This window comes from Chromobacterium vaccinii (assembly GCF_001855275.1).
Lineage (GTDB): Bacteria > Pseudomonadota > Gammaproteobacteria > Burkholderiales > Chromobacteriaceae > Chromobacterium > Chromobacterium vaccinii.
In genome coordinates this window covers 1,213,369-1,233,790 of record NZ_CP017707.1, presented here as the reverse complement: position 1 = coordinate 1,233,790, position 20,422 = coordinate 1,213,369, and the positions used below count along the sequence as shown (strand labels likewise).

The following is a 20,422-nucleotide window of genomic DNA, read 5'->3' as shown; positions in this document are numbered from 1 at the left end:
CTGCGGCCTTAGTGGCGGAAGCGGGCGAGCAGTTCGGCCAGTTCCGGCGGCGCGGCCTCGCCGTCCTGCCTAAGCCGCAGCAGGAAGCTATCCAAGAAGCCGGATAGCAGCGCGGACGAGGTGACGGTGGCGCCGATGCGGGCATGGTCCCATTCCACCACCACGCCTTGCAGGTAGGCGGTCAGACGATTGCTGTCCTGCTGGAACGAGTGGTACAGGCTGATGGCCGGCGCGCCGCCCAACTGGTAAAAGGCCTGCAGCGTCGACTTGTCCAGCCGGCAGCGGCTGAGGATGTCGCGGCTGTCGAATTCCACGAACAAGGGCTGAACCACCTGGTTGCGGCGGGTATTGCTGCTGTATGGCCGGGATACCACGCCTATGGCCGAGCTGAGCTGGCCGGCGGGGCGGCCGTTGCTGACTGGATAGCCCAGCAACAGGGTGAAGGCGCTGGCCATCGGATCGGGCAGGGTGCCGTAATCCAGCTCGAAACAGTTCTCCACCGGGTGGCGCGCCAGCCAGTCGGCCGGCAGGTGTATCGCAGCCAGGTCCAGGTGCTGCGGACTGGCGCAACGCAGCTGCAGCAGCGGCCATTGCCGCGAGCCATTGCTGGCCACCACGTTCTGGCCGTGATTGACGCAGGCGGCGGACAGCACGGCTTCGGATGTGACGATGAACTTTTCGCCCCGGTAGCTCAGCAGCAGGCCGCTGCCAAAGCAGGGGCCGGTGCGGCCGGCGCTTTTTTTCGGATGAAAGGCCACTACCATCGGACTCAGAAACTGGTAGATATGCTCCAGACACTGCAGGGGATCATCCAGATCGAACAGAAACTCCATCCCCGGTTCCTCTCGCGACAACGGTTCTTCGCTCAGCATAGTTCAGGCTAGGATGATTTGAATGCCTGTTTGTCTTCCCGCCGCGGCAGGGGGCAAGGCGAATGCTATACCTGTAAGGAACGAATCCAAACGAAACGGATGGCATGCCGTCCGTTTCGGCGTAAGTTCGACAAGACTCCGCCGGCAACGCGGCGCGGAGGACGACAGACCCGGCCGGCGCCGGGCTCAGGGGGCTCTCTATGGCAAGCAACGCGCGGACCAGATTCATTCTGCTGGCGGTGCCCTGTTACGCGCTGTTCGCGCTGGCCTGGATCTTTTTCTCCGACCAATTGCTGGCCGGACTGGATATTTCCCGAGTGGTTTCCCTTTCCATAGCCAAGGGCATTTTCTTCGTTCTGGTGACCTCGGTTCTGCTGTTGATGGCATTGCGGGCGGTGCCGTCCGGCGATAACGGCATGCAACTGTTTTGGCTGGGTAGTCTGGCCAATGGCGTGCGGTCGGAGCGTTGGACCAACTGGCTTGCCTACCCGGTGGTGCTGGCGTTGCTGGGCGGCGCGCTGGCGTTGCGGCAGTTCCTGATGGGGCCGGATTTGAGCGATCATCCGATGTTGATCCTGTTCATGCTTCCCATCATCCTAGGGGCTTGCATGGGGGGACTTGGCCCCGGCTTGCTGGCCACCGTGCTGGCGGTGCTGGCCGTCGACCTAGTGGCCGAGCCCCATCTGCATGCCGCGCAAACACCATGGCACAGCAAGCTGCAGCTGTTGTTTCTGACCTTGAATGGCTTGGCGGTGAGCCTGCTCAGCGAACTGCTGCGCTTGGCGCTGGAGCGCGGCGTCATGCACCGGGCGCTGCTGGACGCCGTGGTGACCAGCACCTCCGACGCGGTGTTCGTCAAGGACGTGCAGGGGCGCTACCTGCTGGTCAATCACGCGGCGCTGGCCTTCGTCGGCAAGTCCAACCGCGAGGTGATAGGCAAGGACGATTGGGAGCTGTTCGACGAGGAAACCGCGAAGGAGTTGATCGTTCAGGATCGGCTGATCATGCAAAGCGGCCGGGTGCAGACCCACGAGGAGTGCCTGGTGCTGCAAAATGGCGAGCGGATGGTGTTTCTGGTGACCAAGGGGCCGGTCTACAACAGCGCGGGGCAACTGGGTGGATTATTCGGCATCTCGCGCGATGTCACCCGGCAAAAGCAGGCCGAACAGCTATTGCGCGACAGCGAATCCATGTTGCAGCAGGCGCAGCAGCTGGCCGGCATAGGCAGCTGGAGCTGGAATTTGGCTGAAGACCGGCATTACTGGTCGCCTGAGGCCTATCGCCTGTTCGGCCTGGCCGAACGTTTCGGGCCGCCCGGCTATCCGGCGATGCGGCGATTTTTCAGCGACGAGGGCTGGGAGCAGCTGTCGGAGGCGATAGAACGCTGCAAGCTGGTGGGCATGGGCTACGAGTGCGATGTGGAATTGCTGCGCGCGGATGGCGAAAGCCGCTGGCTGACGATGCGGGGAGAGGCGCGGCGCGGCGAGGAGGGCGTCATCACCGGGCTTTACGGCACCATGCAGGACATCACCGAGCGCAAGCAGATGGCCATGCAGGTCAAGGCCAGCGAATCCCGGCTGCAATTGGTGGCCGAGGCTACCAGCGATGGATTCTGGGATTGGGATTTGCGCAGCGGCAAGGTGTACCGCTCGCCCCGTTACTACGAGGTGACCGGCGCCCAGCCGGAGGAGGACAGCGGAGACTTCCGTTTCTTTCGCCGGATGGTGCATCCGGCCGACCTGCCTTATGTGTTGCAGGCGATAGAGGCGCATCGCCGAGGCAAGAGCCCGAAGATAGAAATCGATTTCCGGCTGGCCAAGCAGGACGAGGGCGTGCGCTGGCTTCAGGTGCGGGGCCGCGCGGTGGAGTGGGACGAGCGCGGCGGCGCGGTGAGATTGGTCGGCAATCTGTCCGACATCACCGAGCGCAAGCGCGCCGACGAAGATCTCCGGCTGGTGCTGAACGAAGCCGGCGACGCGATCTGGGTCACCGACGTGGATGGCTACTTCATCTTCGCCAACCCCGCCGCCTGCCGCCTGACCGGGCATAGCCTGGACGAGTTGCGCGAAATGCACATCCACGACTTGGTGGCCCCGGAGTTCCTGGGTCTTTTGGCCGAGCATCTGGCCAAGATCAATAACGGCCCCTTCCTGCGCTCCGAATGGAAGCTGAGGCTGAAGAAGGGCGGCGGGGTCAACGTGGATCTGACCTCAGGCAGGATGAAAGACGGCCGTTACATCGCCTTCGGCCGCGACCTGACCGAGCAGCATCGCGCCGAGCAGGAACTGCGCGACCGCGAGCGCCAGCTGGCGCGGGTGATCGCCGGCTCCGACCAGGGCTTCTGGGACTGGAACCTGAAAACCAACCGCTTCCAGATCAGTCCGCGTTGGGAAAGCATGCTGGGCTATGGCCCCGGCGAGATGCACATCACCGCGGACAACTGGTACGAGCATCTGCACCCGGACGACGTGGCCCAAACCCGGGATTCCATCCAGCGCAATCTGCGCGGCGAATTGAGCAGCCATGAGGTGGAAGTGCGTTGCCGGACCCGCGGCGGCGATTGGCGCTGGATACTGTCGCGCGGCCGGGTGGTGGAGCGGGATGACAATGGCGAGCCGCTGATGATGTCCGGCACCCACACCGACATCACCGAGCGCAAGGTGTTCGAGCAGGCGCAGAAGGAAGCCGCCGCGGTGTTCGACAGCAGCTATGAAGGCATCCTGATGGTGAACCCGGACGGCGTGATCACCAAGGTCAACAACGCCTTCTCCCGCATCACCGGCTACAACGCCGAGGAGGCGATCGGGCAGAGGCCCAGCCTGCTGTCTTCCGGCAAGCAGCCTACCAGTTTCTACGAGGAATTGTGGAGCTCGGTCAAGGGGCACGATTTCTGGCGCGGCGAACTGTGGAACCGCCGCAAGAGCGGCGAGCTCTACGCCGAACTGCTGTCGATTTCCGTGGTGCGCGACGAACAAGGGCAGGTGCAGCACTATATCGGCATTTTCTCCGACATCACCCAGCTCAAGCAGCATGAGGCCGAACTGGATCGCGTCGCGCACTATGATCCCTTGACCGGCGTGCCCAACCGCCGTTTGCTGTCCGACCGGCTGCGGCAGGCCATCGTACGGGCCAACCGCAGCGGCAAGTCCTGCGCGGTTTGCTTTCTGGATTTGGACGGCTTCAAGGCGGTCAACGACAAGTACGGCCATGCGGCGGGGGACCAACTGCTGATGACGGTGAGCAACAATCTCAAGGCCATCTTGCGCGGCGACGACACGCTGGCGCGGCTGGGCGGCGACGAGTTCGTGGTGCTGCTGTCGGAAGTGGCATCGCCCGAGGAATGCATGCTGGTGCTGGACCGGGTGCTGGTGACGGTGTCGAGGCCAATGCTGTTGGGAGACGCGGATGTCGGCGTCACCGCCAGCATAGGCGTCAGCCTGTACCCGCAGGACAATGTCGATCCGGATACGCTGCTGCGCCATGCAGATCAGGCGATGTATCTGGCCAAGAATGCCGGCAAGAACCGTTACCAGCTGTTCGATCCGGAAAACGACCGCAAGGCGCAGGAGCACCGCCAGTTCCTGGAGCTGCTGCGCCAGGCGCTGGTCCGCGAGGAGTTCACGCTGTTCTACCAGCCGGTGGTGGATTTGCAGAGCGGCGAGATCATCGGCGTGGAGGCGCTGATCCGTTGGCGCCACCCCAGGCGCGGGCTGTTGGCGCCGGCGGAATTCCTGCCCCACCTGTCCGGCAATGAACTGGAGGCCGCCTTCGGCCTGTGGGTGCTGGATGCCGCTCTCAGCCAGGTTTCACGGTGGGCGGAGGCCGGCTTCCACGTCAAGATCAGCACCAATGTCAGCACCAATTACCTGCTGCGCGCCGATTTCAGCCAGCAATTGTCCACCGTGCTGGGGCGCTATCCCAACGTCCCGCCCTGGCATCTGGAGCTGGAAATCGTGGAGAGCGGGGCCGGCGACGTCGAGCAAACCATACGGGTGTTGCAGCGCTGCCGCGAACTGGGCGTGCATTTCGCGCTGGACGATTTCGGCACCGGCCACGCGTCGCTGACCCACCTGCGCCGCCTGCCGGTGGATGCGCTGAAGATAGACAATAGTTTCGTGCACGACATGATAGACAGTCTGGACGACAGGCGAATCGTCGAGGGCGTGATCGAGCTGGCTTCCATTTTCGCCCGCAAGGCGATCGCCGAAGGCGTGGAGACGATGGAGCACGCCGCGCTGCTGCGCCGGCTTGGCTGCCGCTACGCCCAGGGTTTCGGCATCGCCCGGCCGATGGAGGCCGACAAGGTGATGGACTGGTGCCGCCGGTGGGAGCAGGACGAGACTTGGCAGCAATTGGCGGACGAAGCCTCCTGATCCTGTTTACCATCGTCATCTGTTTGGCTGTCGCTGCCGCCGTTTTCTGCTAGATTGCCGTTTTCAGACACATCGGGCCCGCCGCGAGGCGGGCCTTGTCATGGGAGGCTTCTGGCATGCATGAGCGCGCCAGCGCAGGGCATCCGGTTGAAATAAGGCTCGCCGCCGGCGCGGATGCCGACGCGCTGGCGGCCCTGTATCGCCAGTTGACCGGCGACGCGCGAACGCGAGTGTTGCGGGAGCGGCTGGATGCCTTGGCGGGCGGCGAACGGGCGCAGGTGCTGGTGTGCGAGTGCGGCGGCGAGCTGGCCGGCACCGCCTGGCTCGGTTTTTGCGATGACATCATGTACGGGGAGCAGCCATTCGCCGTGCTGGAGAACCTGGTGGTCGACGCGCGCTGGCGCGGCCGCGGCTTGGGCGCGATGCTGCTGCGGGAGGCCGAGCGGCGCAGTCTGGCGCGCGATTGCTCCAAGATCATGCTGCTCAGCTCGCTTGGCCGGGAGGACGCGCACCGCTTATTTCTGCGCGCCGGCTTCCGCGGCGACGCCAAGAGGGGATTCGTCAAGTACCGCGGCCAGATGGCGGAATGGATCCGGCCGAGTTGAGAACAATAGCCAAGGAAACAGGATGCGTTTGCAAGAAAGAACAAGACCAGACATCGATGGAGCGGCGAACAGGGTGTCGATCAGACTGGAGCGTCCGGACCAACCTGAGGTGATAGCTTTGATTGATGAGCTGGACGCCTACCAGAAACCCCTGTATCCGCCAGAATGCCATTATGGGGTGGATGTGTCGGCGCTGTTGAAGCCGGATGTGGCCTTCGCCGTGATTCGAGGAGAGGAAGGCGCGGTGCTGGGATGCGGCGCGGTATGGTGCGGAGCGGAGTTCGGCGAGCTCAAGCGGGTATTCGTCAAGCCGGAATGCCGGGGCAAGGGAGCGGCGCGGGCCGTGCTGTCATTCCTGGAGGAGCAGGCGCGCGCCAGGGGCTGCGCGGTGGTGATGCTGGAGACGGGCATCCATCAGCATGAGGCGATCGCTTTGTATCGGCGCGCCGGCTACGATTTCTGCCCGCCTTTCGGCGATTACCGGGAAGACCCGCACAGCCTGTTCATGCGCAAGCCGCTGTGAGTCACGGGGCCTTGCCCAGATGGGCGGCCAGTTGGCGAGCGCTCTGGCGGCACCATTCGTCTATCAGCGGCTTGATCAGGTCCAGCGTCATCGGCTGTTCCTTGGTCTTGTTCTTTTCGTTCTGGCGCAGGTTGACGGTGCCGGCCAGCAGGCCGCCGTCCTGGGCATCCTCCAGTTGCGCCATGCTCGCGATCTTCAGCAAGTAGGGCTCTTTGCCCGTGGCCAGGCGGGCCAGATTGAACACAGCCTTGACCGGCAGCAGATCAATGGCGTTGACGCCGGGTCTGTCCTGGCTCACGCCGGTGACGGCCACCCGCAACCGGGCGACGCCCGTCGCCGGCTGCAGCGCTTCCTCTACGCCGGCGGCTTTCAGTTCCGCCTGCATCCGATCATGGAAGTAGCCGACGATCGCGTTTTCGTCTCCTGCCTGCAGCAATTCCCAGCTGCCGTCATCCGCCTGGCGCAGAAAGAGCAAGGGTTCCAGCAACACCGAATGATAAGCCTTCAGATCCACGCCGGGTTTCTGGTACACGCGCTGGCCGGGCACCATCTTGCCGGGCTGGAAGGCGTCCAGCGGCACGGTGAACAGATTGTCGGCGCTGTCGGCCAAGGCCGGCAGGCTGAATCCCAGGGCACAGCATAGTGTCAGTGCGGACAGTCTCATTATCGTTTCCTTTGTTTTGGCTTCAGTACGGTGACATGCCGCAGACAGGATAGTTCGAAGCGGAGAGCTTGTCGCGCGGGAACAGCCAGGGCCGCTTAGAGCCGCTAACAAAACCTCGTAGAGAACCTGAGCCAAGGCGCGCCGACGCAGGCAGTACTAGTCGTACGACAAGGAGGCGCGACGCGGGATCAGGGGTTTTGTTAGCGGGTCTTAACGGGCGAAGTAGGCGTACAGCGCCAACATCAGGATGCAGGCCGCCACCATCAGATTGAGCAGGATTTCCTCCTGCAGCGGTTCGAAATGCAGTTTGTCATGTGCGCTCAGACGGGAGCCGTTGAGCTTGCGCAGCCAGTATTGCAGCAGATTGCGGGGACTGAGGCCGTCCGCGTCGGCATTACCGGGTTTCATGATCGAACGCCTTTTTGTTTGAGAGTGAACGCCGTTGCATTTTACGCCGCTTTTATATGCAGGCAACATCTTTTGATGAATATTTTTCTTTCGTAAATGAATATCCAAATTGAAATAATGCTTTTGTCATTAATTGGTTGGGGGAGGCGGCGCTGTGGAGGACGGCGGCTGGGCTACACTGACGAAAGTGGCCCGAGCGGAGGCCCGGAGCGCGCGGATGCGTTGCCGGATCGCCGCCGCGCAGGCCGGGAGAGGCGATGAAACCGCGGCTTGTTTGGCTGGTTCTGGCCGCCGCTGCCGCAACTGCGGCCGCGGGGCCTGTGTTGTTCCATTCCTACACGCTCGCGGTGGAGCCGTGGGGCGTGGCCGACAGCGACCGGGGCGTAGGACCGGATTTCGTCCGTTTCCTGGCGGCGCAGACCGGCGTGCTGATCAAGGCCGAGGTCAGACCCTATCTGCGGGTGATAGACGGCATGCGCAGCGGAGCCAACGCGATCAATCTGGGCATCCCCACCGAGGAGAGAGAGCGTTACGGCATCCCCATCTGCGAAGTGGCGACGCTCAAGGTATCGCTGGTCTATCTGAAGGAGCCGGGGCGCGCGCATCCATCGGCGCGCAGCTTCGCCGGCCTCGCTGTCGGGGAGCTTAGAGGCAGCCACACGCTGGATGCGTTCGACCGCGCGGTGCCGCATGCCAGAGTGCTGCTCGGCGATATGGATCAAGGCGCGAAGATGCTGGCGGCGGGCAGGCTGGACGCCACCGTTTGCGTGCGGCCCGGCTGCGGCAATGTGCTGGATGAGGCGGGCCTGGCCGGAAAGGCTTTGGGAGAATGGCAGCTGGACGTCCAGCCGCTGAGGATTTACGTCTCGAAGTCCAGCGCGCTGGCGCGCGACGCGGATGCGATGGGCAGGTTGAAGCAGGCTTGCGAATCATTGGAAGGCCAGCAGGAGATGCGCCGCCTGCTGGCCCCCTATCATTAGACGCGGCGGGGGCGGGCAAGCCGTCCCCGCCGGGCGTCCATTTCAGACCGACATCGACATCAACAGGCTGCTGATGTCGTTGCTGCCGGCATTCGCCTGATACAGGCTCAATGCGGCCTGCAATTGCTGGGCGCTGGTCGAGTTGGCGGAGCCTGTGGTCCCAGAGGATTGGGCTTGGCTGCCGTTGGCGGCATTCAGCAGGCTTTGCAGGCCGCTGTCGTTTTGTTGCTCGCCGCCGCCATGATGGTGGTGATGGCGGTGCTGTCCGCTGGCTTGCTGGGTGCCGTCGGCCTGCAGGCCTTGCTGCAGTTGCTGGAAATCCTGCTGCGCCTGGCTGAGATTGCCGGACTGCAGGTCCTGGCCCAGCGTGTTCAGCAAGGAGGAGATGGAGCTCCCGGCGCTGCTTGCGCCGCTGCTGGTTTGGCTGCCGTTCGCCGCGGCGAACGGATCGCTCGAGCTGGAAGGCGAGGTGGAGGACGCCGCGCTGATGGCGTTGTTCAGCGCGGAACTGAAGTCGCCGCCGCTGTTGCCGCTATTGCCGTTGTTCGAGCCGTTCAACTGCTGCAGCGCGGCTAGCGCCTGCTGCGCGCCGGTGATGTCGCCCTGCTGGACCGACTGGGTCAGATTGCTGAAGTCTTGCCGGCGTTGCTGGCGCTGCGTCTGCATCTGCTGCCAATAGGCGTTCGAAGTATTGGTGCTGCTGACGGACATGGTGCTTCTCCTTGAAAACGATGTTGCCGGGCAGCGCTTCACGGATCCGCTGCTGTCCTTGGCGGCAGCCGGTCGGAGCGTGGACTCCCGTCCGGCCGGCAATTGTTGCCGCCTTGCCGTTCAATGTTTGCCGTTGTCGCCGCGGAAATCGCTGTTTTTCTGATTTTCCAATCGAAAACAATGGCTTGGCGTGGATTGGCTCAGCAATAGGCGTGCCAGATTGCCGTCGTCGAGCGGGGGAGATGTTTACAGATGTTGCGCCATGGGCGCCGCTGGAAAAACTCGCGGAGGATCCGAGCGCCGTCGTACTGATTTGGTTCTGGCTTGGTCGGCGGTTCTCAGCCGAAGCCGCGCTTGCGCAGGGCCTGGTACAGCATCGCGGCGCTCAGCGCGTCGTTGAGCGCGTCGTGGCGCGGCAAGGCCGGCACGCCCAGCTCACGGTGCAGCGCGTCCAGGCTGATGTCGATGTGGGAATCCGGACGCTGGCGGAAGCGGTAGTCGTAATAGCGGGCGGAGAGTTCGATCTGCCGCTGCGGCAGGCCGATGCCCAGCCAGGGCTTCACGTATTTGTTGAGCACGGCGACGTCGTACTCCAGGTAGTAACCCAGCAGCGGCCGCCCGCCGATGAAGGCCAGCAGCCTGAGAATCGCCTCGCGCGGAGGCAAGGCGTCGGCCAGGTCGCGGCGGCGCAGGCCGTGCACGGCGATGTTGCCGGCGCTGGGTATGCCCTCCGGCCTGACCAGCAGGTACAGCGCCTCGCTGTGCAGAATGCGGTTGCCGCGCAGCTTGACCGCGCCTATCGACAGCAGCTCGGCCTCGGCCGCGTTCAAGCTGGTGGTCTCGCAGTCCAGGCTGACCATTTCGCCCGCAGGCTCGTCGAAAAGTCCGCTCCAGGCCGGATCGCGCAGCCGCGCGCGTTGCCAGCGCCGCCGCAGCCGCTCCAGCATCAGAAGCTACCCAGCCGGTAATGGTGGCGCAGTTGGGTCTTGAATCGCTTCGCCACCGCCAGCGCGTCCTTGAGCAGATCGCGCTCCAGCGTGGACAGGGCTTCCGGCTCGATCAGATTGTCGGGGCTCTCGCCGGCGTTCAGCCGCCGCAGGCCGCGTTCAAGCCGCAGCTGGGACAGGAAGGCCAGCGCCTCGAGGATGTCGTCGGCGAGCCCGGCTTCCAGCTTGCCCGCCGCCGCCAGCAAGCTGGCGCGCTCCGCGCTGGAGGCGGCGTCGATGCCGTTTTCCAGCGCCAGCGCGCGCAGGCCGTGGACCAGGGGAAAGATGCCGCCCTTTTTCAGGTCCAGCAGCTCGCGGCCGCCGCTTTCCCGCGTGCGCAGCCGCGAGAAAGGGCCGAGCGGGGTGTCGAATTGGTCGATGGCGCGGGCGAAGCGGGAAAAGAAGCCGGCGTCGTCCTGCAGCCGCGCGCGCAGGTAGCCGCGGCAATCCGCCAGCAAAGCCTCGTCGCCGCATACGGATTCGGCGTCGCAGAAAATAGCCAGTTGCAGCATGCTGTCGCCGTCGGGGCGGGTCAGCCAATGGTGGATGCGGTCGCGCATGTCGCTGAGGGACAGGCGCCAATGCGGATTGCTGACCATCACGCCGCCGGGACAGGGCGGGTAGCCGAAGCGGGCGAGCGCGGCGGAGAACGCCTCGCAGCAGGCAGCGGCTTCCGGAAAGTCTTCTCCATTCGGCAGCAGCAGCGCGTTGTCCTGATCGGTCTTCAGTATCTGCTCGCCGCGACCTTCCGATCCCATCACCAGCAAACAGCTGCTTTCCGCCAGCCTCGCCGGCGCGATCATGCGCCAGGCGCGAGCGAACAGCCGGGCGTTCAGCGCCTGCACCAGCCGGCCCAATTGGGGAGGGCGCACGCCATGGCCGGACAGGATGCGGATCAGCCGGTCGATCTGTCCGGCTATGTCGGCCAGCTCATCCAGATCGGCGGCGCGGTCCAGCCGCTGGGCGATCAGGTGGGAATGATTGGAGAAATAGGACAGCACGTCCACCTGGGCCAGGATGCCGACCGCCTGGCCGTTTTCGGTCACCACCAGCCGGCGCAGATTACGTTGCGTCATCAGCAGCAGGGCGTTGAACAGGAAGTCGTCCCTGTCTATGCATAACAGCTGGTAACTGCTGTGGCGGCCCACCGGCTCTCCGCTGTCCACGCCTTCCAAAATGACGTCGCGGCAGTCGGTGGTGGTGAAGATGCCCAGCCTTTCGCCGTCGCGGACCAGCACCGATTTGCTGCGCTGCTCCTTCATCGCGCGCGCGGCGTCGCGGATGCTGGCGGCGGCGTCGACGAAAACCGGCTGGCGGCAGCCGGCGTCGCGCACGGTGGCGGATAACAGGGTCTGGAGTTCGCGGCTGCCGGCGCGCTGGGCGAGCAGGCCCATTTTTTCCGCGACGCTGGCGTAGAAATAGGCGCCGAAGCGCGGGTTGCTGTCGGTCAGCGCCAGCACCGCGTCGCGAGGCAGGGCCAGCAGCAGCGTTTCCTCCTCGGCGACGAAGCGGTTGGCCGCGCGGCCGGCCACCAGCGAGCGGGCGTCGAATACATCGTGGATGCGGTAGCGGCCCAGCGTTTCGTCGCCGGCAAGCTCGGCCGCCACGCCCTTGATCACCATGTACAGCGCGTCCATCGGCTGGTCCGGGCCGACGATCTGGGCGTCGTCGGGAAAATAGACGATGTCGGAGCGGGCTTCCAGCGCGTCGCGTTCCGCGGGCGCGAGGGTGTCGAACGGCGGGTGATTGAGATCGAAGCGGCTCATGGCGTGTCCGTGCTGCGGGTGGTTCCCTTCAGCATAACGCCTATCGCCGCTCCGGTGTCAGCCGGCCGGTTTGTGGATCAGGCGCGGCGCCCCGTCGCGGAACAGGATCAGCTCGCCGGGCGACAGCGGGGTCCAGCGCTCGTTGTCGGTCAGCGGCTGGGTGGCGATCATCGCCACCTGGTCGCGCGGGGTGGTGACGGTGGCGAAGTCCACGCTGACGTCGTCGTCCACCAGATGGGCGGTGTTGAACGGCGCGCGGCGGATGATGTAATGCAGATGGGTGGAGCAGTGGACGAACAGCGACTGGCCGTTGCTCAGCATGAAGTTGAACACGCCGCTGGCGCTGATCTCCGCGGCCAGCCTCGCCACTTCCTCGAACAGCGCGCCCTCCTCTGGAGGCTCCGCCCATTTGACGCGCAGCTTTTCCATCAAATGGCAGAACGCGCGCTCGGAATCGGTGGTGCCCACCGGACGGTAGTGCTCGCCGGGGCCGGGGTTGAAGCTTTCCAGGTTGCCGTTATGGGCGAAGATCCAGTACTGGCCCCACATCTCGCGCATGAAGGGATGGGTGTTGGCCAGGTTGATCTCGCCCTGGGTGGCTTTGCGGATGTGGGCGATGACGTTTTCGGATTTGATCGGGTAGCGGCGCACCAGATCGGCCACCGGCGACTCCACCGACGGTTTGTCGTCGAGGAAGACGCGGCAGCCCTTGTTTTCGAAGAAGGCGATGCCCCAGCCGTCGGCATGGTGGTCGGTGAGGCCTCCGCGGCGGTGGAAGCCTTCGAAGGAAAACAGGATATCGGTCGGGGTATTGCAATTCATGCCCAGCAGCTGGCACATCGGCTTGATTCCACTTCTTGAAACGGTTTGCGCGGCTCCGGCCTGGCTGCCGGGATGGTCTTGTAGCTGAGCTTAGGCGATCTTGCGGCCGCAGGCAATCGCCCTGCGATAGCCGATAGCAAAAGTTATGCAGGCATGACTGATCGATATAAGCGTCGAAGTCGAGGGTAGCTGCGGAATTCTGCGTCAGTAACGCAGGGCGTGGCTTGCAATGCCTGGCCGCGGATCGTCTTTCAAGCGGTGCGCCCGGCCAGCGCCGACGGAATGTCCCATGGCGGCAGCGGCCCTCCCAGGCGGTCCACCAGGAAGTCCAGCAGGCTGCGCAGCGCCAGCGGCAGCAGCCGCCGCGATGGATAGAGCGCGTGTATGCCTAGGACGGTCGGCTGCCATTCCGGCAACAGCGCCACCAGCTCGCCGCGGCTGACGTGGTGCGCGGCCAGGTAGCTGGGCTGCATCGCGATGCCGGCGCCGGCCACCGCCGCGCTCAATAGCGCGCTGGCCTCGTTGCCGCTGATATTGCCGGAGACCCGCACCTTTTGTTCTTCGCCGCCGCGTTTCAGTTTCCACTCGCTGCGGCCGAAGTTGCTGTAGCTGAGGCAGCGGTGCCGCTCCAGGTCTTCCGGACTCTGCGGCGCGCCGTGCCGCGCCAGGTAGGACGGCGCGGCCACCAGCAAGGAGCGGCAGTCGCACAGCCGCCTTCCCACCAGGCCGGGATCCGGCTCGTTGGTAATGCGGATGGCGAGGTCTATTCTTTCTTCAATCAGGTTGACGGCGCGATCGCCCAGCTGCAGGTCCACCCGCAGCTGGGGATGGCGCTCGCCGAACTCCGCCACCGCGCCGCCCAGCACCGCCAGTCCGAACGAGGTGCTGGCCGCCACGCGGAGCAGGCCGCGCACCTGGCCGTCGCGCTGGCCGGCATCCGCCCGAACTTCGTCGGCCAGCTCCAGCATCTGCCGGCAGCGGGCGAGGCAGGCGAGGCCGGCGTCGGTGAGGGTGACCTTGCGGGTGGAGCGCTGCAGCAGGCGGACGCCCAGCCATTGCTCCAGCTCCTCGACATAGCGGGTGACCATCGGACGGGACATGTCCAGCTTGTCGCCGGCGGCGGTGAAGCTGCCCAGCTGGGCGACTTCGGCGAAGACTTGCATGGCGGTGAGTCGGTCCATTTATTTGCACGATTTAAGAAACAATAATGTGCAGTTTAGCTGATTTATTGGATCGATTCTTGCGCTTATAGTGTGCGCATCATCACTGAAACGCAGTGCAACCCGCCGGCGGGCGCCGGCATTAGACCAAGGAGTCACCTTATGATCCGCCAAACCCTGATCGCCGCCGCTCTCGCCGCCGCCGGTTTCGCCCATGCGGGCGACCTGAAATTGTCGGTGTACAACGCCGACGGCAACAGCTTCAATGTTTCTTCCGTGCTGGTCACCGGCGACAAGGACGCCGTGCTGATCGACACCGGCTTCACCCGCGCCGACGCCTACCGCATCGCCGCCAAGGTGCTGGACAGCGGCAAGAACCTGAAGACCATCTACGTGAGCCAGGCCGATCCGGACTACTACTTCGGCGCTTCGGTGCTGAAGCAGATATTCCCCAAGGCCGAGCTGGTGGCCGCGCCGGAAGTGCTGGCCCACATCAAGGGCAATGTGAAGGGCAAGGTAGCGTTCTGGGGTCCGAAGATGGGCGCCAACGCGCCGCAGGCCAAGCCGCTGCTGCCGACCGCGCTGAAAACTGACAAGATCATGCTGGAAGGCAAGGCGCTGGAGCTGCGCGACACCAAGGGCGTGATGGCGCACCGCGGCTATATGTGGATTCCGTCCATCCGCGCCATCGTCGGCAACGTGGGCATCTACTCCGGCATGCATGTCTGGACCGCCGACACCCAGAACGACGCCGAACGCAAGGGCTGGTACAAGCAGCTGGACGACATGGAAGCGCTGAAGCCGGAAGTGGTGGTGCCGGGCCACATGATCGCCGGCGACAAGATGGACGTGTCCGCCATCCGCTACACCCGCGACTATCTGAAGACCTTCGAAGCCAAGAACGCCGAAACCCGCAACAGCGGCGAGCTGATCGAGGCGATGAAGCAGGCCTATCCGAAGGCGGCCGAAGTCTCCACGCTGGAGCTGGGCGCCAAGGTGCGCAAGGGCGAGATGAAGTGGTGATCAGCATGAAACTGCATTACTTCTACGACCCGCTGTGCGGCTGGTGCTACGGCGCCTCCCCGCTGCTGCAGGCGGCGGCCGCGCTGCCCGGCGTCAGCGTGGAAATGCACGCCGGCGGCATGATAGACGAGGAAGAGGGCCGCGCGATCACGCCGGACTGGCGCGCCTACGTGATGCCGCACGACAAGCGCATCGCCCAGATGAGCGGCCAGCCCTTCGGCGACGCCTACTACGATGGCCTGCTGAACGACATCGGCGCGCCGCTGGCGTCCAACCCGCCGATCGCCGCGGTGCTGGCAGCCCCCAGGCTGGGCATCGCGCCGCTGGCGATGCTGGCCCGCATCCAGCGCGCCCATTATCTGGAAGGCCGGCGCATCGCCGAGTTCGCGGTGTTGAGCGAATTGGCGGTCGAGCTGGGCACGGACGCGGCATCCTTCCAGGCGGCCTGGCAGTCCGCTCGAGAAGAAGCCGAAACGCACATCGACGACACTCGCCGCCAGATGGGCCGTTTGGGCTTGCGAGGCTTCCCGTCCGTGGTGCTGGAGCAGGACGGCAAGCTGGAGCGGCTGGAGCTGTCCGGCTGGCTGGGCAAGCCGGCCGAACTGGCCGCCGCGTTGGCGGAGAAGCTGCCCAAGCCGGCAGAGGCCGGCGACGACGCGCTGTTCTGCACGCCGGACAGCTGCCGCTGATTTTCCATCGCAGGTTAAACCGCCGTTCCATCGGGAGCGGCGGTTTTTTCATGGGCGAGCCAATGCCGGGAGTATTGCTCAAGCGGACATCAAGTCCGGCTAGGGGAGAGGCGCGAGATCGGCGGCGATGGCCAGCAGCGTCTTTTGCGCCATCGCGCGCCTGCTTTCTCCCGGCGCGGCATCCACTGGCAGATCCGGCGCGATGCCGGCGACTTCGTCGCTGCCGTCGGCGCGCAGCCTGACGCAATCGGGAATGCGGAAGCTCAGGCCGGAGTGCGGCAGAACCAGGGGCTGCATTTTGCTCATGAAGCCGCAGCCGTCGCCGCCGGTCCGCTGCCCCACTGTTTTGGCCAATCGGTTGTCCCGGCTGACGGCGGCGAACATCTCGGCGGCGGAATAGGTCTGGCCATTGGTCAGCAGATAGACCGGCCCTTGCCAGGCGCCCTGGCTGCCGAAGGACTGCGCGGGCCAGAACAGCGCTTCGGACACGATTTTCGAATAGCGGCCCGGCTCCAGGTGATCCACCGCGCCGGATGCGTAAGCGACCTGGACCAAGCGGCTGCGCGCCGCGCCGGGATCGAAGGCGCGCTGCTCGCGCCAGACCCAGCTCATGTCTACGGGCGGCGCTTGCCGCAGTTGCGACGCCTGGGCGCGGAACGCATCAAGGAATGGTTGCAGGACGGCTTTATCTTCCGCCGTGGCTTCCGGCGGCAGGCCTGCGCTCAAGTTCTCTATCCATTCCCGCAGATAAGCCTCTCCCTGCGGCGAGCGCGCCAGCCATAACGGCGCGGAGCGGACCGGGCCGCTGCCCAGCAGGCGGGACATCGCGTCACCGCTGTCGTTGCCTCCGGGGTTGTCGCCGATGTCGACGATCAGCGCGCGGGTGCCGGCCGAACGTAGCTCGCGCAGCCGCTGGGCGGTTTCGCGGTACCACGCGCGCATGATATCGGTGAAAAGCTTGTCGGGATCGAGGCGGTCGCCGCGTTCAAGCATCGCTTGCCACGCTTGCTGGCACAACTGGGGATAGTTGCGGGGATTGAAGGACGGAATGCGCAGCAGCGCGAGTTTGCCGGCCGCTCCCAGATCGGCGATGCCGCTTCTCATCGGCAGGGCAAGGCCATCAGCGGTCAGCCGCACGCCGGGCAGGGTTTCGAAAGGGAGCGAGAAGGCGCCGCCATTGCCGTTGACATAGCCCAACGATGCGCAGCCATCGAGCGCATTGTCGCGCGACAAGTCCCGTTTCGGGGGTTCCGCGGCGGCTGAGGATGGCTCGGTGACCGGCTTGATCGAAGAGAAATGGCCATCGCGAAAGCCGTTTTGAAAATACAGGATGGCCTGCCTGGCTTCCGCGTTGTCGCGAGCCCGTGCCAGCATGGCTTGCGCCTGCCGGTCCAGAGCAGGGAGGTTGACGCCGCTGCCGGGCGAGGCCATCCAGGCCAGGTGGGAGTAGCGTTTTTCCAGTTCCAGCTTCAGCAGCCGGTAATCCTGCAACCAGGCCTGTCGGTCGAACGCCGCGTCCGAGGCTGCTGTGGATGCGAAGCAGGATGGAACGGTTAGAAGCAGGGCTGCGGCGAGTTTGGCGACTGAGTAAGGTGGCATGGAGAGGTGGCGGGCAGAGCAAAACGGCTATCGTACGCGGATCGCCTTGCGATGCCAATGTCGTTTATTTGTTTTTATAGTTCGCCCTAATGGATGGCCTGACTGCCATTGATATTTATTTGGAATTCATGACTTGAAAGATATTGTCGCCGACATATCATGAAATACCAATCTGATACCAATTAATCGCAATGAGGAGAGGGTCGATGCGCAGAACGACAGGCGGGGCAATTGCAATGGCGTTGTCGCTGGTTCTTGGCCAGCAGGTGTGGGCTGCCTGCCCTGATTGGGCCGAGGGCGTCAGCTATAAGGCTGGCGATGTGGTCGCCTACCAAAACGCCAATTACACCGCGCTGACCGCGCATACCGCCTATCCGGGCGCCAACTGGAATCCCGCCGCGACGCCGACGTTGTGGAAGGCGGGGGGCAGCTGCTCCGGCGGCGACCCCGCCCCGCCCAATCCTCCGACGCCGCCCAGTCCGCCGCCGGGCACGCCAGCGCCGTTCGCCAAGCACGCGCTGGTTGGTTACTGGCACAATTTCGCCAATCCCAGCGGCGCGGCTTTCCCCTTGGCGCAGGTTTCCGATGATTGGGACGTGATCGTGGTGGCTTTCGCCGACGATGCCGGCAACGGCAATGTCAGTTTCACGCTGGACCCGGCCGCAGGCAGCGCCGTCCAGTTCATCCAGGATGTCCGCGCCAAGCAGGCCAAGGGCAAGAAGGTGGTGTTGTCGCTGGGCGGCCAGAACGGCTCGGTGACGCTGAACAATGCCGCGCAGGCGCAGAATTTCGTCAATAGCCTGGCCGCCATCATCGGGCAGTACGGCTTCGACGGCATCGATCTGGATCTGGAAAGCGGCGTGTCGGTGGGCGCGCCGATCATCAGCAATCTGGTCAGCGCGGTGAAGCAGTTGAAGGCCAAGATCGGACCAAGTTTCTATCTGTCGATGGCGCCCGAGCATCCGTATGTGCAGGGCGGCTATGTCGCCTACGGCGGCAACTGGGGCGCTTACTTGCCCATCATCGACGGGCTGCGCGACGACCTCTCGGTGATCCACGTCCAGTATTACAACAACGGCGGGCTGTACACGCCGTACTCCACCGGCGCGTTGCCGGAGGGTTCGGTGGACATGCTGGTCGGCGGCAGCAAGATGCTGATCGAAGGCTTCCCGCTCGGCAACGGCGCATCCGGCAGCTTCAAGGGCCTGCGGCCGGACCAGGTGGCCTTCGGCGTGCCGTCCGGACGCAGCTCGGCCAATTCCGGTTTCGTCACGCCGGACACCGTGGCCAAGGCATTGAGCTGCCTGACCGCGCTGCAGGGCTGCGGCGGCGTGCTGCCGGCGCAGGCTTATCCAACCTTCCGCGGCGCGATGACCTGGTCGATCAACTGGGACCGCCATGACGGCTACAACTTCTCCAAGCCGGTGGCGGCCAGCTTGCGCCAGTTGCCTGTCGCGGCGGCGAGCAAGAAAAAAGCCGTCCGCGCGACGCGGACGGCCTGGTGAGCCTGAGCCGGGTGGCCGTCGCTTAGGCGGCGGTCATCTGGTAGCCGCTGATCTGCGCGCCGGATACCAGCATGTTCAGATACTCGTGCATCGCCTGGTTGAGAGCCATGTCGGTCAGGTAGTGCTGCAGGCGTTCCTTGACTTCGTCGAAGCCGATCTTGCCGCCGTCGGCGCGCTCGTTCACCTGGATGATGTGATAGCCGAACTGGGTTTCCACCAAGTGCGGGGTGATCTGGCCGGCTTCGGTGCTGAACACGGCTTGTTCGAATTCCGGCACCATCTGGCCGAGGCCGAATTGGCCGAGGCTGCCGCCTTGCTTGCCGGACGGGCAGGTGGAGTGCTCTTGCGCCAGCGCGGCGAAGCGCGACGGGCTGGCTTGCACTTCCGCCAGGATGCCTTCGGCCTTGGCCTTGATCAGGCTGGCTTCCAGGCCTTCGCCCTTGGGCAGCAGGATGTGGCTGGCGACGGCGCTTTCGCCGGCGGAGAAGCGCTCCGGATAGCGCTCGTAGAATTCGCGGCAGCTCGCTTCGTCGATCGGCTGCACTTCCAGTTTCTGGTCCAGCAGCGCCTGGATGGCTTGCTGCTCGTCGGCGACGTCCAGGCCTTCGCTCTTGGCCTGTTGCACCAGCAGGGTGTGCAGGACCAGTTGCTGGATCGCGGTATCGCGCGGGCTAGGGGTATCCGCGTAGTGTTCCAGTTGCGAGGCGATCATGTCTTCGCTGATTTCGACGCCGTTGACGATGATGGTCATGTGATTTTCCTGTGAGGGAGCGGCCATGTCATGGCGTTTCCGATGGGGCTGCCGGCGGCAGCGGTGACAAGGGCAGGGCGGGCCTGCTTCGGTTGAGCGCGAAGTTAAGCGCGGCGGGGGACGCTGTCAAGCAAAACGGGGACGGCATGCCGTCCCCGTAACGCGCGTTGCGCGGGCTTACTGCTGGATCTGGGCCTTGGCCTTCAGATCGGCGACGTACTTCTCGATGCGGCCGCCCATCACGCGCTGGGTCAGCTGCGGCCGGATTTCTTCAAGCTGCGGCACATTGCGCTGAGTGCGCACGTCGTCCAGCTTGATCACGTGCCAGCCGTACTCGGTCTTCACCGGCTTGGCGGTCACTTCGCCTTTGGCGAGCTTGCTCATCGCCTCGGAGAACGGCGCGACGAAGGTGCCGGCTTCCTGCCAGCCCAGATCGCCGCCATTGGCCTTGCTGCCCGGATCCTGCGATTTTTCCTTGGCCAGCTTGTCGAAGGACTTGCCTTTCTTCAGCGCGTCGATGACGGACTTGGCTTCCGCCTCGCTCTTCACCAGGATGTGGCGGGCGTGGAACTGCTTGGTTTCCGGAACCGAGGCCACCAGTTTGTCGTATTCGGCCTTCAGGTCGGCGTCGCTGATCGGGTTGGCTTTCTCGTAGTCCTTGATCAGGCGGTTGGCCAGCGCCATCGACTGCATGTTCTGCAGTTCGGCGGTGAATTCCGGAGACTTGTCCAGACCCTTCTTCACGGCTTCCTGGCGCAGCACTTCGGCGGTCACCAGCTGGTCCTTGATCTGGTCGCGGGCCTGCGGGTTCACGCTCTGGCCCTGGGCTTCCATCATTTTGGCCACGGCGTCGACGCGGGCGTCGGAGATTTGCTGGCCGTTGACAGTCGGGCCGGCCACGGCGATGGCGCTGCCGGCGAACGCGGCTACCAGGGCGGTTTGCAGCAAGATTTTACGCATTTTGTTCTATTCCCGGATGAGGTGG

18 protein-coding genes are annotated in these 20,422 nt (G+C 64.5%); 7 read left to right on the top strand and 11 right to left on the bottom strand.

Going from position 1 to position 20,422, the window contains the following annotated elements; genetic code table 11:
* Nucleotides 1–8: 8 nt before the first annotated feature.
* Nucleotides 9–833, bottom strand: a complete 825-nt coding sequence (locus BKX93_RS05465; RefSeq protein ID WP_046167283.1) for a hypothetical protein — start codon at nt 831–833, stop codon at nt 9–11.
* 239 nt (nt 834–1,072) lie between these two features.
* Between BKX93_RS05465 and BKX93_RS05460 the strand changes: the two genes are divergently transcribed.
* The 3 genes from BKX93_RS05460 to BKX93_RS05450 all read left to right on the top strand — a co-directional run bounded on the left by BKX93_RS05460 (nt 1,073) and on the right by BKX93_RS05450 (nt 6,373).
* Nucleotides 1,073–5,245 carry a PAS domain S-box protein gene (locus BKX93_RS05460; protein WP_070979069.1) on the top strand — a complete coding sequence of 1,391 codons (4,173 nt, stop codon included), beginning with the start codon at nt 1,073–1,075 and terminating at the stop codon, nt 5,243–5,245.
* A gap of 116 nt (nt 5,246–5,361) precedes the next feature.
* Complete coding sequence (locus BKX93_RS05455) at nt 5,362–5,850, top strand: GNAT family N-acetyltransferase (RefSeq protein ID WP_070979067.1); 489 nt, start codon at nt 5,362–5,364, stop codon at nt 5,848–5,850.
* 109 nt (nt 5,851–5,959) lie between these two features.
* Nucleotides 5,960–6,373: a GNAT family N-acetyltransferase gene (locus BKX93_RS05450; RefSeq protein ID WP_244887245.1), complete on the top strand. Its 414-nt coding sequence runs from the start codon at nt 5,960–5,962 to the stop codon at nt 6,371–6,373.
* Between the two features lies 1 nt (nt 6,374).
* Here BKX93_RS05450 and BKX93_RS05445 read toward each other — a convergent pair whose 3' ends face one another.
* Together BKX93_RS05445 and BKX93_RS05440 are read right to left on the bottom strand one after the other, a co-directional pair.
* On the bottom strand, nt 6,375–7,037 hold the full coding sequence (locus BKX93_RS05445) for a DUF3313 domain-containing protein (RefSeq protein WP_070979064.1): 663 nt from the start codon (nt 7,035–7,037) through the stop codon (nt 6,375–6,377).
* A 210-nt stretch (nt 7,038–7,247) separates the two neighbouring features.
* Nucleotides 7,248–7,445: a hypothetical protein gene (locus BKX93_RS05440; protein ID WP_046156572.1), complete on the bottom strand. Its 198-nt coding sequence runs from the start codon at nt 7,443–7,445 to the stop codon at nt 7,248–7,250.
* 257 nt (nt 7,446–7,702) lie between these two features.
* Between BKX93_RS05440 and BKX93_RS05435 the strand changes: the two genes are divergently transcribed.
* Entirely contained in the window at nt 7,703–8,425 is a 723-nt protein-coding gene (locus BKX93_RS05435) for a substrate-binding periplasmic protein (RefSeq protein WP_070979062.1), read from the top strand.
* 42 nt (nt 8,426–8,467) lie between these two features.
* Here BKX93_RS05435 and BKX93_RS25055 read toward each other — a convergent pair whose 3' ends face one another.
* The 5 genes from BKX93_RS25055 to BKX93_RS05410 all read right to left on the bottom strand — a co-directional run bounded on the left by BKX93_RS25055 (nt 8,468) and on the right by BKX93_RS05410 (nt 13,891).
* Entirely contained in the window at nt 8,468–9,136 is a 669-nt protein-coding gene (locus BKX93_RS25055) for a hypothetical protein (RefSeq protein WP_070979060.1), read from the bottom strand.
* Between the two features lie 338 nt (nt 9,137–9,474).
* Complete coding sequence (locus BKX93_RS05425; protein ID WP_070979058.1) at nt 9,475–10,083, bottom strand: 3'-5' exonuclease; 609 nt, start codon at nt 10,081–10,083, stop codon at nt 9,475–9,477.
* A complete protein-coding gene (locus tag BKX93_RS05420) occupies nt 10,083–11,888 on the bottom strand; it encodes a putative nucleotidyltransferase substrate binding domain-containing protein (RefSeq protein ID WP_070979056.1) in 1,806 nt (601 codons plus the stop codon). Before BKX93_RS05420 ends, BKX93_RS05425 begins: the two co-directional genes overlap by 1 nt.
* Nucleotides 11,889–11,945: 57 nt before the next feature.
* Nucleotides 11,946–12,728, bottom strand: a complete 783-nt coding sequence (locus BKX93_RS05415; protein WP_046156577.1) for a class II glutamine amidotransferase — start codon at nt 12,726–12,728, stop codon at nt 11,946–11,948.
* A 233-nt stretch (nt 12,729–12,961) separates the two neighbouring features.
* Entirely contained in the window at nt 12,962–13,891 is a 930-nt protein-coding gene (locus BKX93_RS05410; protein ID WP_070979055.1) for a LysR family transcriptional regulator, read from the bottom strand.
* Nucleotides 13,892–14,032: 141 nt separating this feature from the next.
* Here BKX93_RS05410 and BKX93_RS05405 point away from each other — a divergent pair, with 141 nt between their 5' ends.
* Together BKX93_RS05405 and BKX93_RS05400 are read left to right on the top strand one after the other, a co-directional pair.
* Nucleotides 14,033–14,893, top strand: coding sequence for an MBL fold metallo-hydrolase (locus BKX93_RS05405; protein WP_070979053.1), 861 nt, complete (start codon nt 14,033–14,035; stop codon nt 14,891–14,893).
* Nucleotides 14,894–14,898: 5 nt separating this feature from the next.
* Nucleotides 14,899–15,582, top strand: coding sequence for a DsbA family protein (locus BKX93_RS05400; RefSeq protein ID WP_070981714.1), 684 nt, complete (start codon nt 14,899–14,901; stop codon nt 15,580–15,582).
* 99 nt (nt 15,583–15,681) lie between these two features.
* Here the strand turns inward: BKX93_RS05400 and BKX93_RS05395 are convergent, their stop codons facing one another.
* Nucleotides 15,682–17,181, bottom strand: a complete 1,500-nt coding sequence (locus tag BKX93_RS05395) for a S41 family peptidase (RefSeq protein ID WP_083340455.1) — start codon at nt 17,179–17,181, stop codon at nt 15,682–15,684.
* Nucleotides 17,182–17,387: 206 nt separating this feature from the next.
* On the opposite strand from BKX93_RS05395, the gene BKX93_RS05390 reads away from it, so the two are divergent.
* Entirely contained in the window at nt 17,388–18,686 is a 1,299-nt protein-coding gene (locus BKX93_RS05390; RefSeq protein ID WP_046168738.1) for a chitinase, read from the top strand.
* Nucleotides 18,687–18,708: 22 nt separating this feature from the next.
* Here BKX93_RS05390 and BKX93_RS05385 read toward each other — a convergent pair whose 3' ends face one another.
* Both BKX93_RS05385 and BKX93_RS05380 read right to left on the bottom strand, forming a co-directional pair.
* Nucleotides 18,709–19,437, bottom strand: coding sequence for a peptidylprolyl isomerase (locus BKX93_RS05385; protein WP_070979048.1), 729 nt, complete (start codon nt 19,435–19,437; stop codon nt 18,709–18,711).
* A 177-nt stretch (nt 19,438–19,614) separates the two neighbouring features.
* A complete protein-coding gene (locus BKX93_RS05380; protein WP_021477592.1) occupies nt 19,615–20,397 on the bottom strand; it encodes a peptidylprolyl isomerase in 783 nt (260 codons plus the stop codon).
* Between the last annotated feature and the right edge of the window lie 25 nt (nt 20,398–20,422).

Coding starts and splice junctions, on each gene's coding strand:
- BKX93_RS05465 (WP_046167283.1), bottom strand. CDS start 833: ATGGAGTTTCTGTTCGATCTGGATGATCCCCTGCAGTGTCTGGAGCAT.
- BKX93_RS05460 (WP_070979069.1), top strand. CDS start 1,073: ATGGCAAGCAACGCGCGGACCAGATTCATTCTGCTGGCGGTGCCCTGT.
- BKX93_RS05455 (WP_070979067.1), top strand. CDS start 5,362: ATGCATGAGCGCGCCAGCGCAGGGCATCCGGTTGAAATAAGGCTCGCC.
- BKX93_RS05445 (WP_070979064.1), bottom strand. CDS start 7,037: ATGAGACTGTCCGCACTGACACTATGCTGTGCCCTGGGATTCAGCCTG.
- BKX93_RS05440 (WP_046156572.1), bottom strand. CDS start 7,445: ATGAAACCCGGTAATGCCGACGCGGACGGCCTCAGTCCCCGCAATCTG.
- BKX93_RS05435 (WP_070979062.1), top strand. CDS start 7,703: ATGAAACCGCGGCTTGTTTGGCTGGTTCTGGCCGCCGCTGCCGCAACT.
- BKX93_RS25055 (WP_070979060.1), bottom strand. CDS start 9,136: ATGTCCGTCAGCAGCACCAATACTTCGAACGCCTATTGGCAGCAGATG.
- BKX93_RS05425 (WP_070979058.1), bottom strand. CDS start 10,083: ATGCTGGAGCGGCTGCGGCGGCGCTGGCAACGCGCGCGGCTGCGCGAT.
- BKX93_RS05420 (WP_070979056.1), bottom strand. CDS start 11,888: ATGAGCCGCTTCGATCTCAATCACCCGCCGTTCGACACCCTCGCGCCC.
- BKX93_RS05415 (WP_046156577.1), bottom strand. CDS start 12,728: ATGTGCCAGCTGCTGGGCATGAATTGCAATACCCCGACCGATATCCTG.
- BKX93_RS05410 (WP_070979055.1), bottom strand. CDS start 13,891: ATGGACCGACTCACCGCCATGCAAGTCTTCGCCGAAGTCGCCCAGCTG.
- BKX93_RS05405 (WP_070979053.1), top strand. CDS start 14,033: ATGATCCGCCAAACCCTGATCGCCGCCGCTCTCGCCGCCGCCGGTTTC.
- BKX93_RS05400 (WP_070981714.1), top strand. CDS start 14,899: ATGAAACTGCATTACTTCTACGACCCGCTGTGCGGCTGGTGCTACGGC.
- BKX93_RS05395 (WP_083340455.1), bottom strand. CDS start 17,181: ATGCCACCTTACTCAGTCGCCAAACTCGCCGCAGCCCTGCTTCTAACC.
- BKX93_RS05390 (WP_046168738.1), top strand. CDS start 17,388: ATGCGCAGAACGACAGGCGGGGCAATTGCAATGGCGTTGTCGCTGGTT.
- BKX93_RS05385 (WP_070979048.1), bottom strand. CDS start 19,437: ATGACCATCATCGTCAACGGCGTCGAAATCAGCGAAGACATGATCGCC.
- BKX93_RS05380 (WP_021477592.1), bottom strand. CDS start 20,397: ATGCGTAAAATCTTGCTGCAAACCGCCCTGGTAGCCGCGTTCGCCGGC.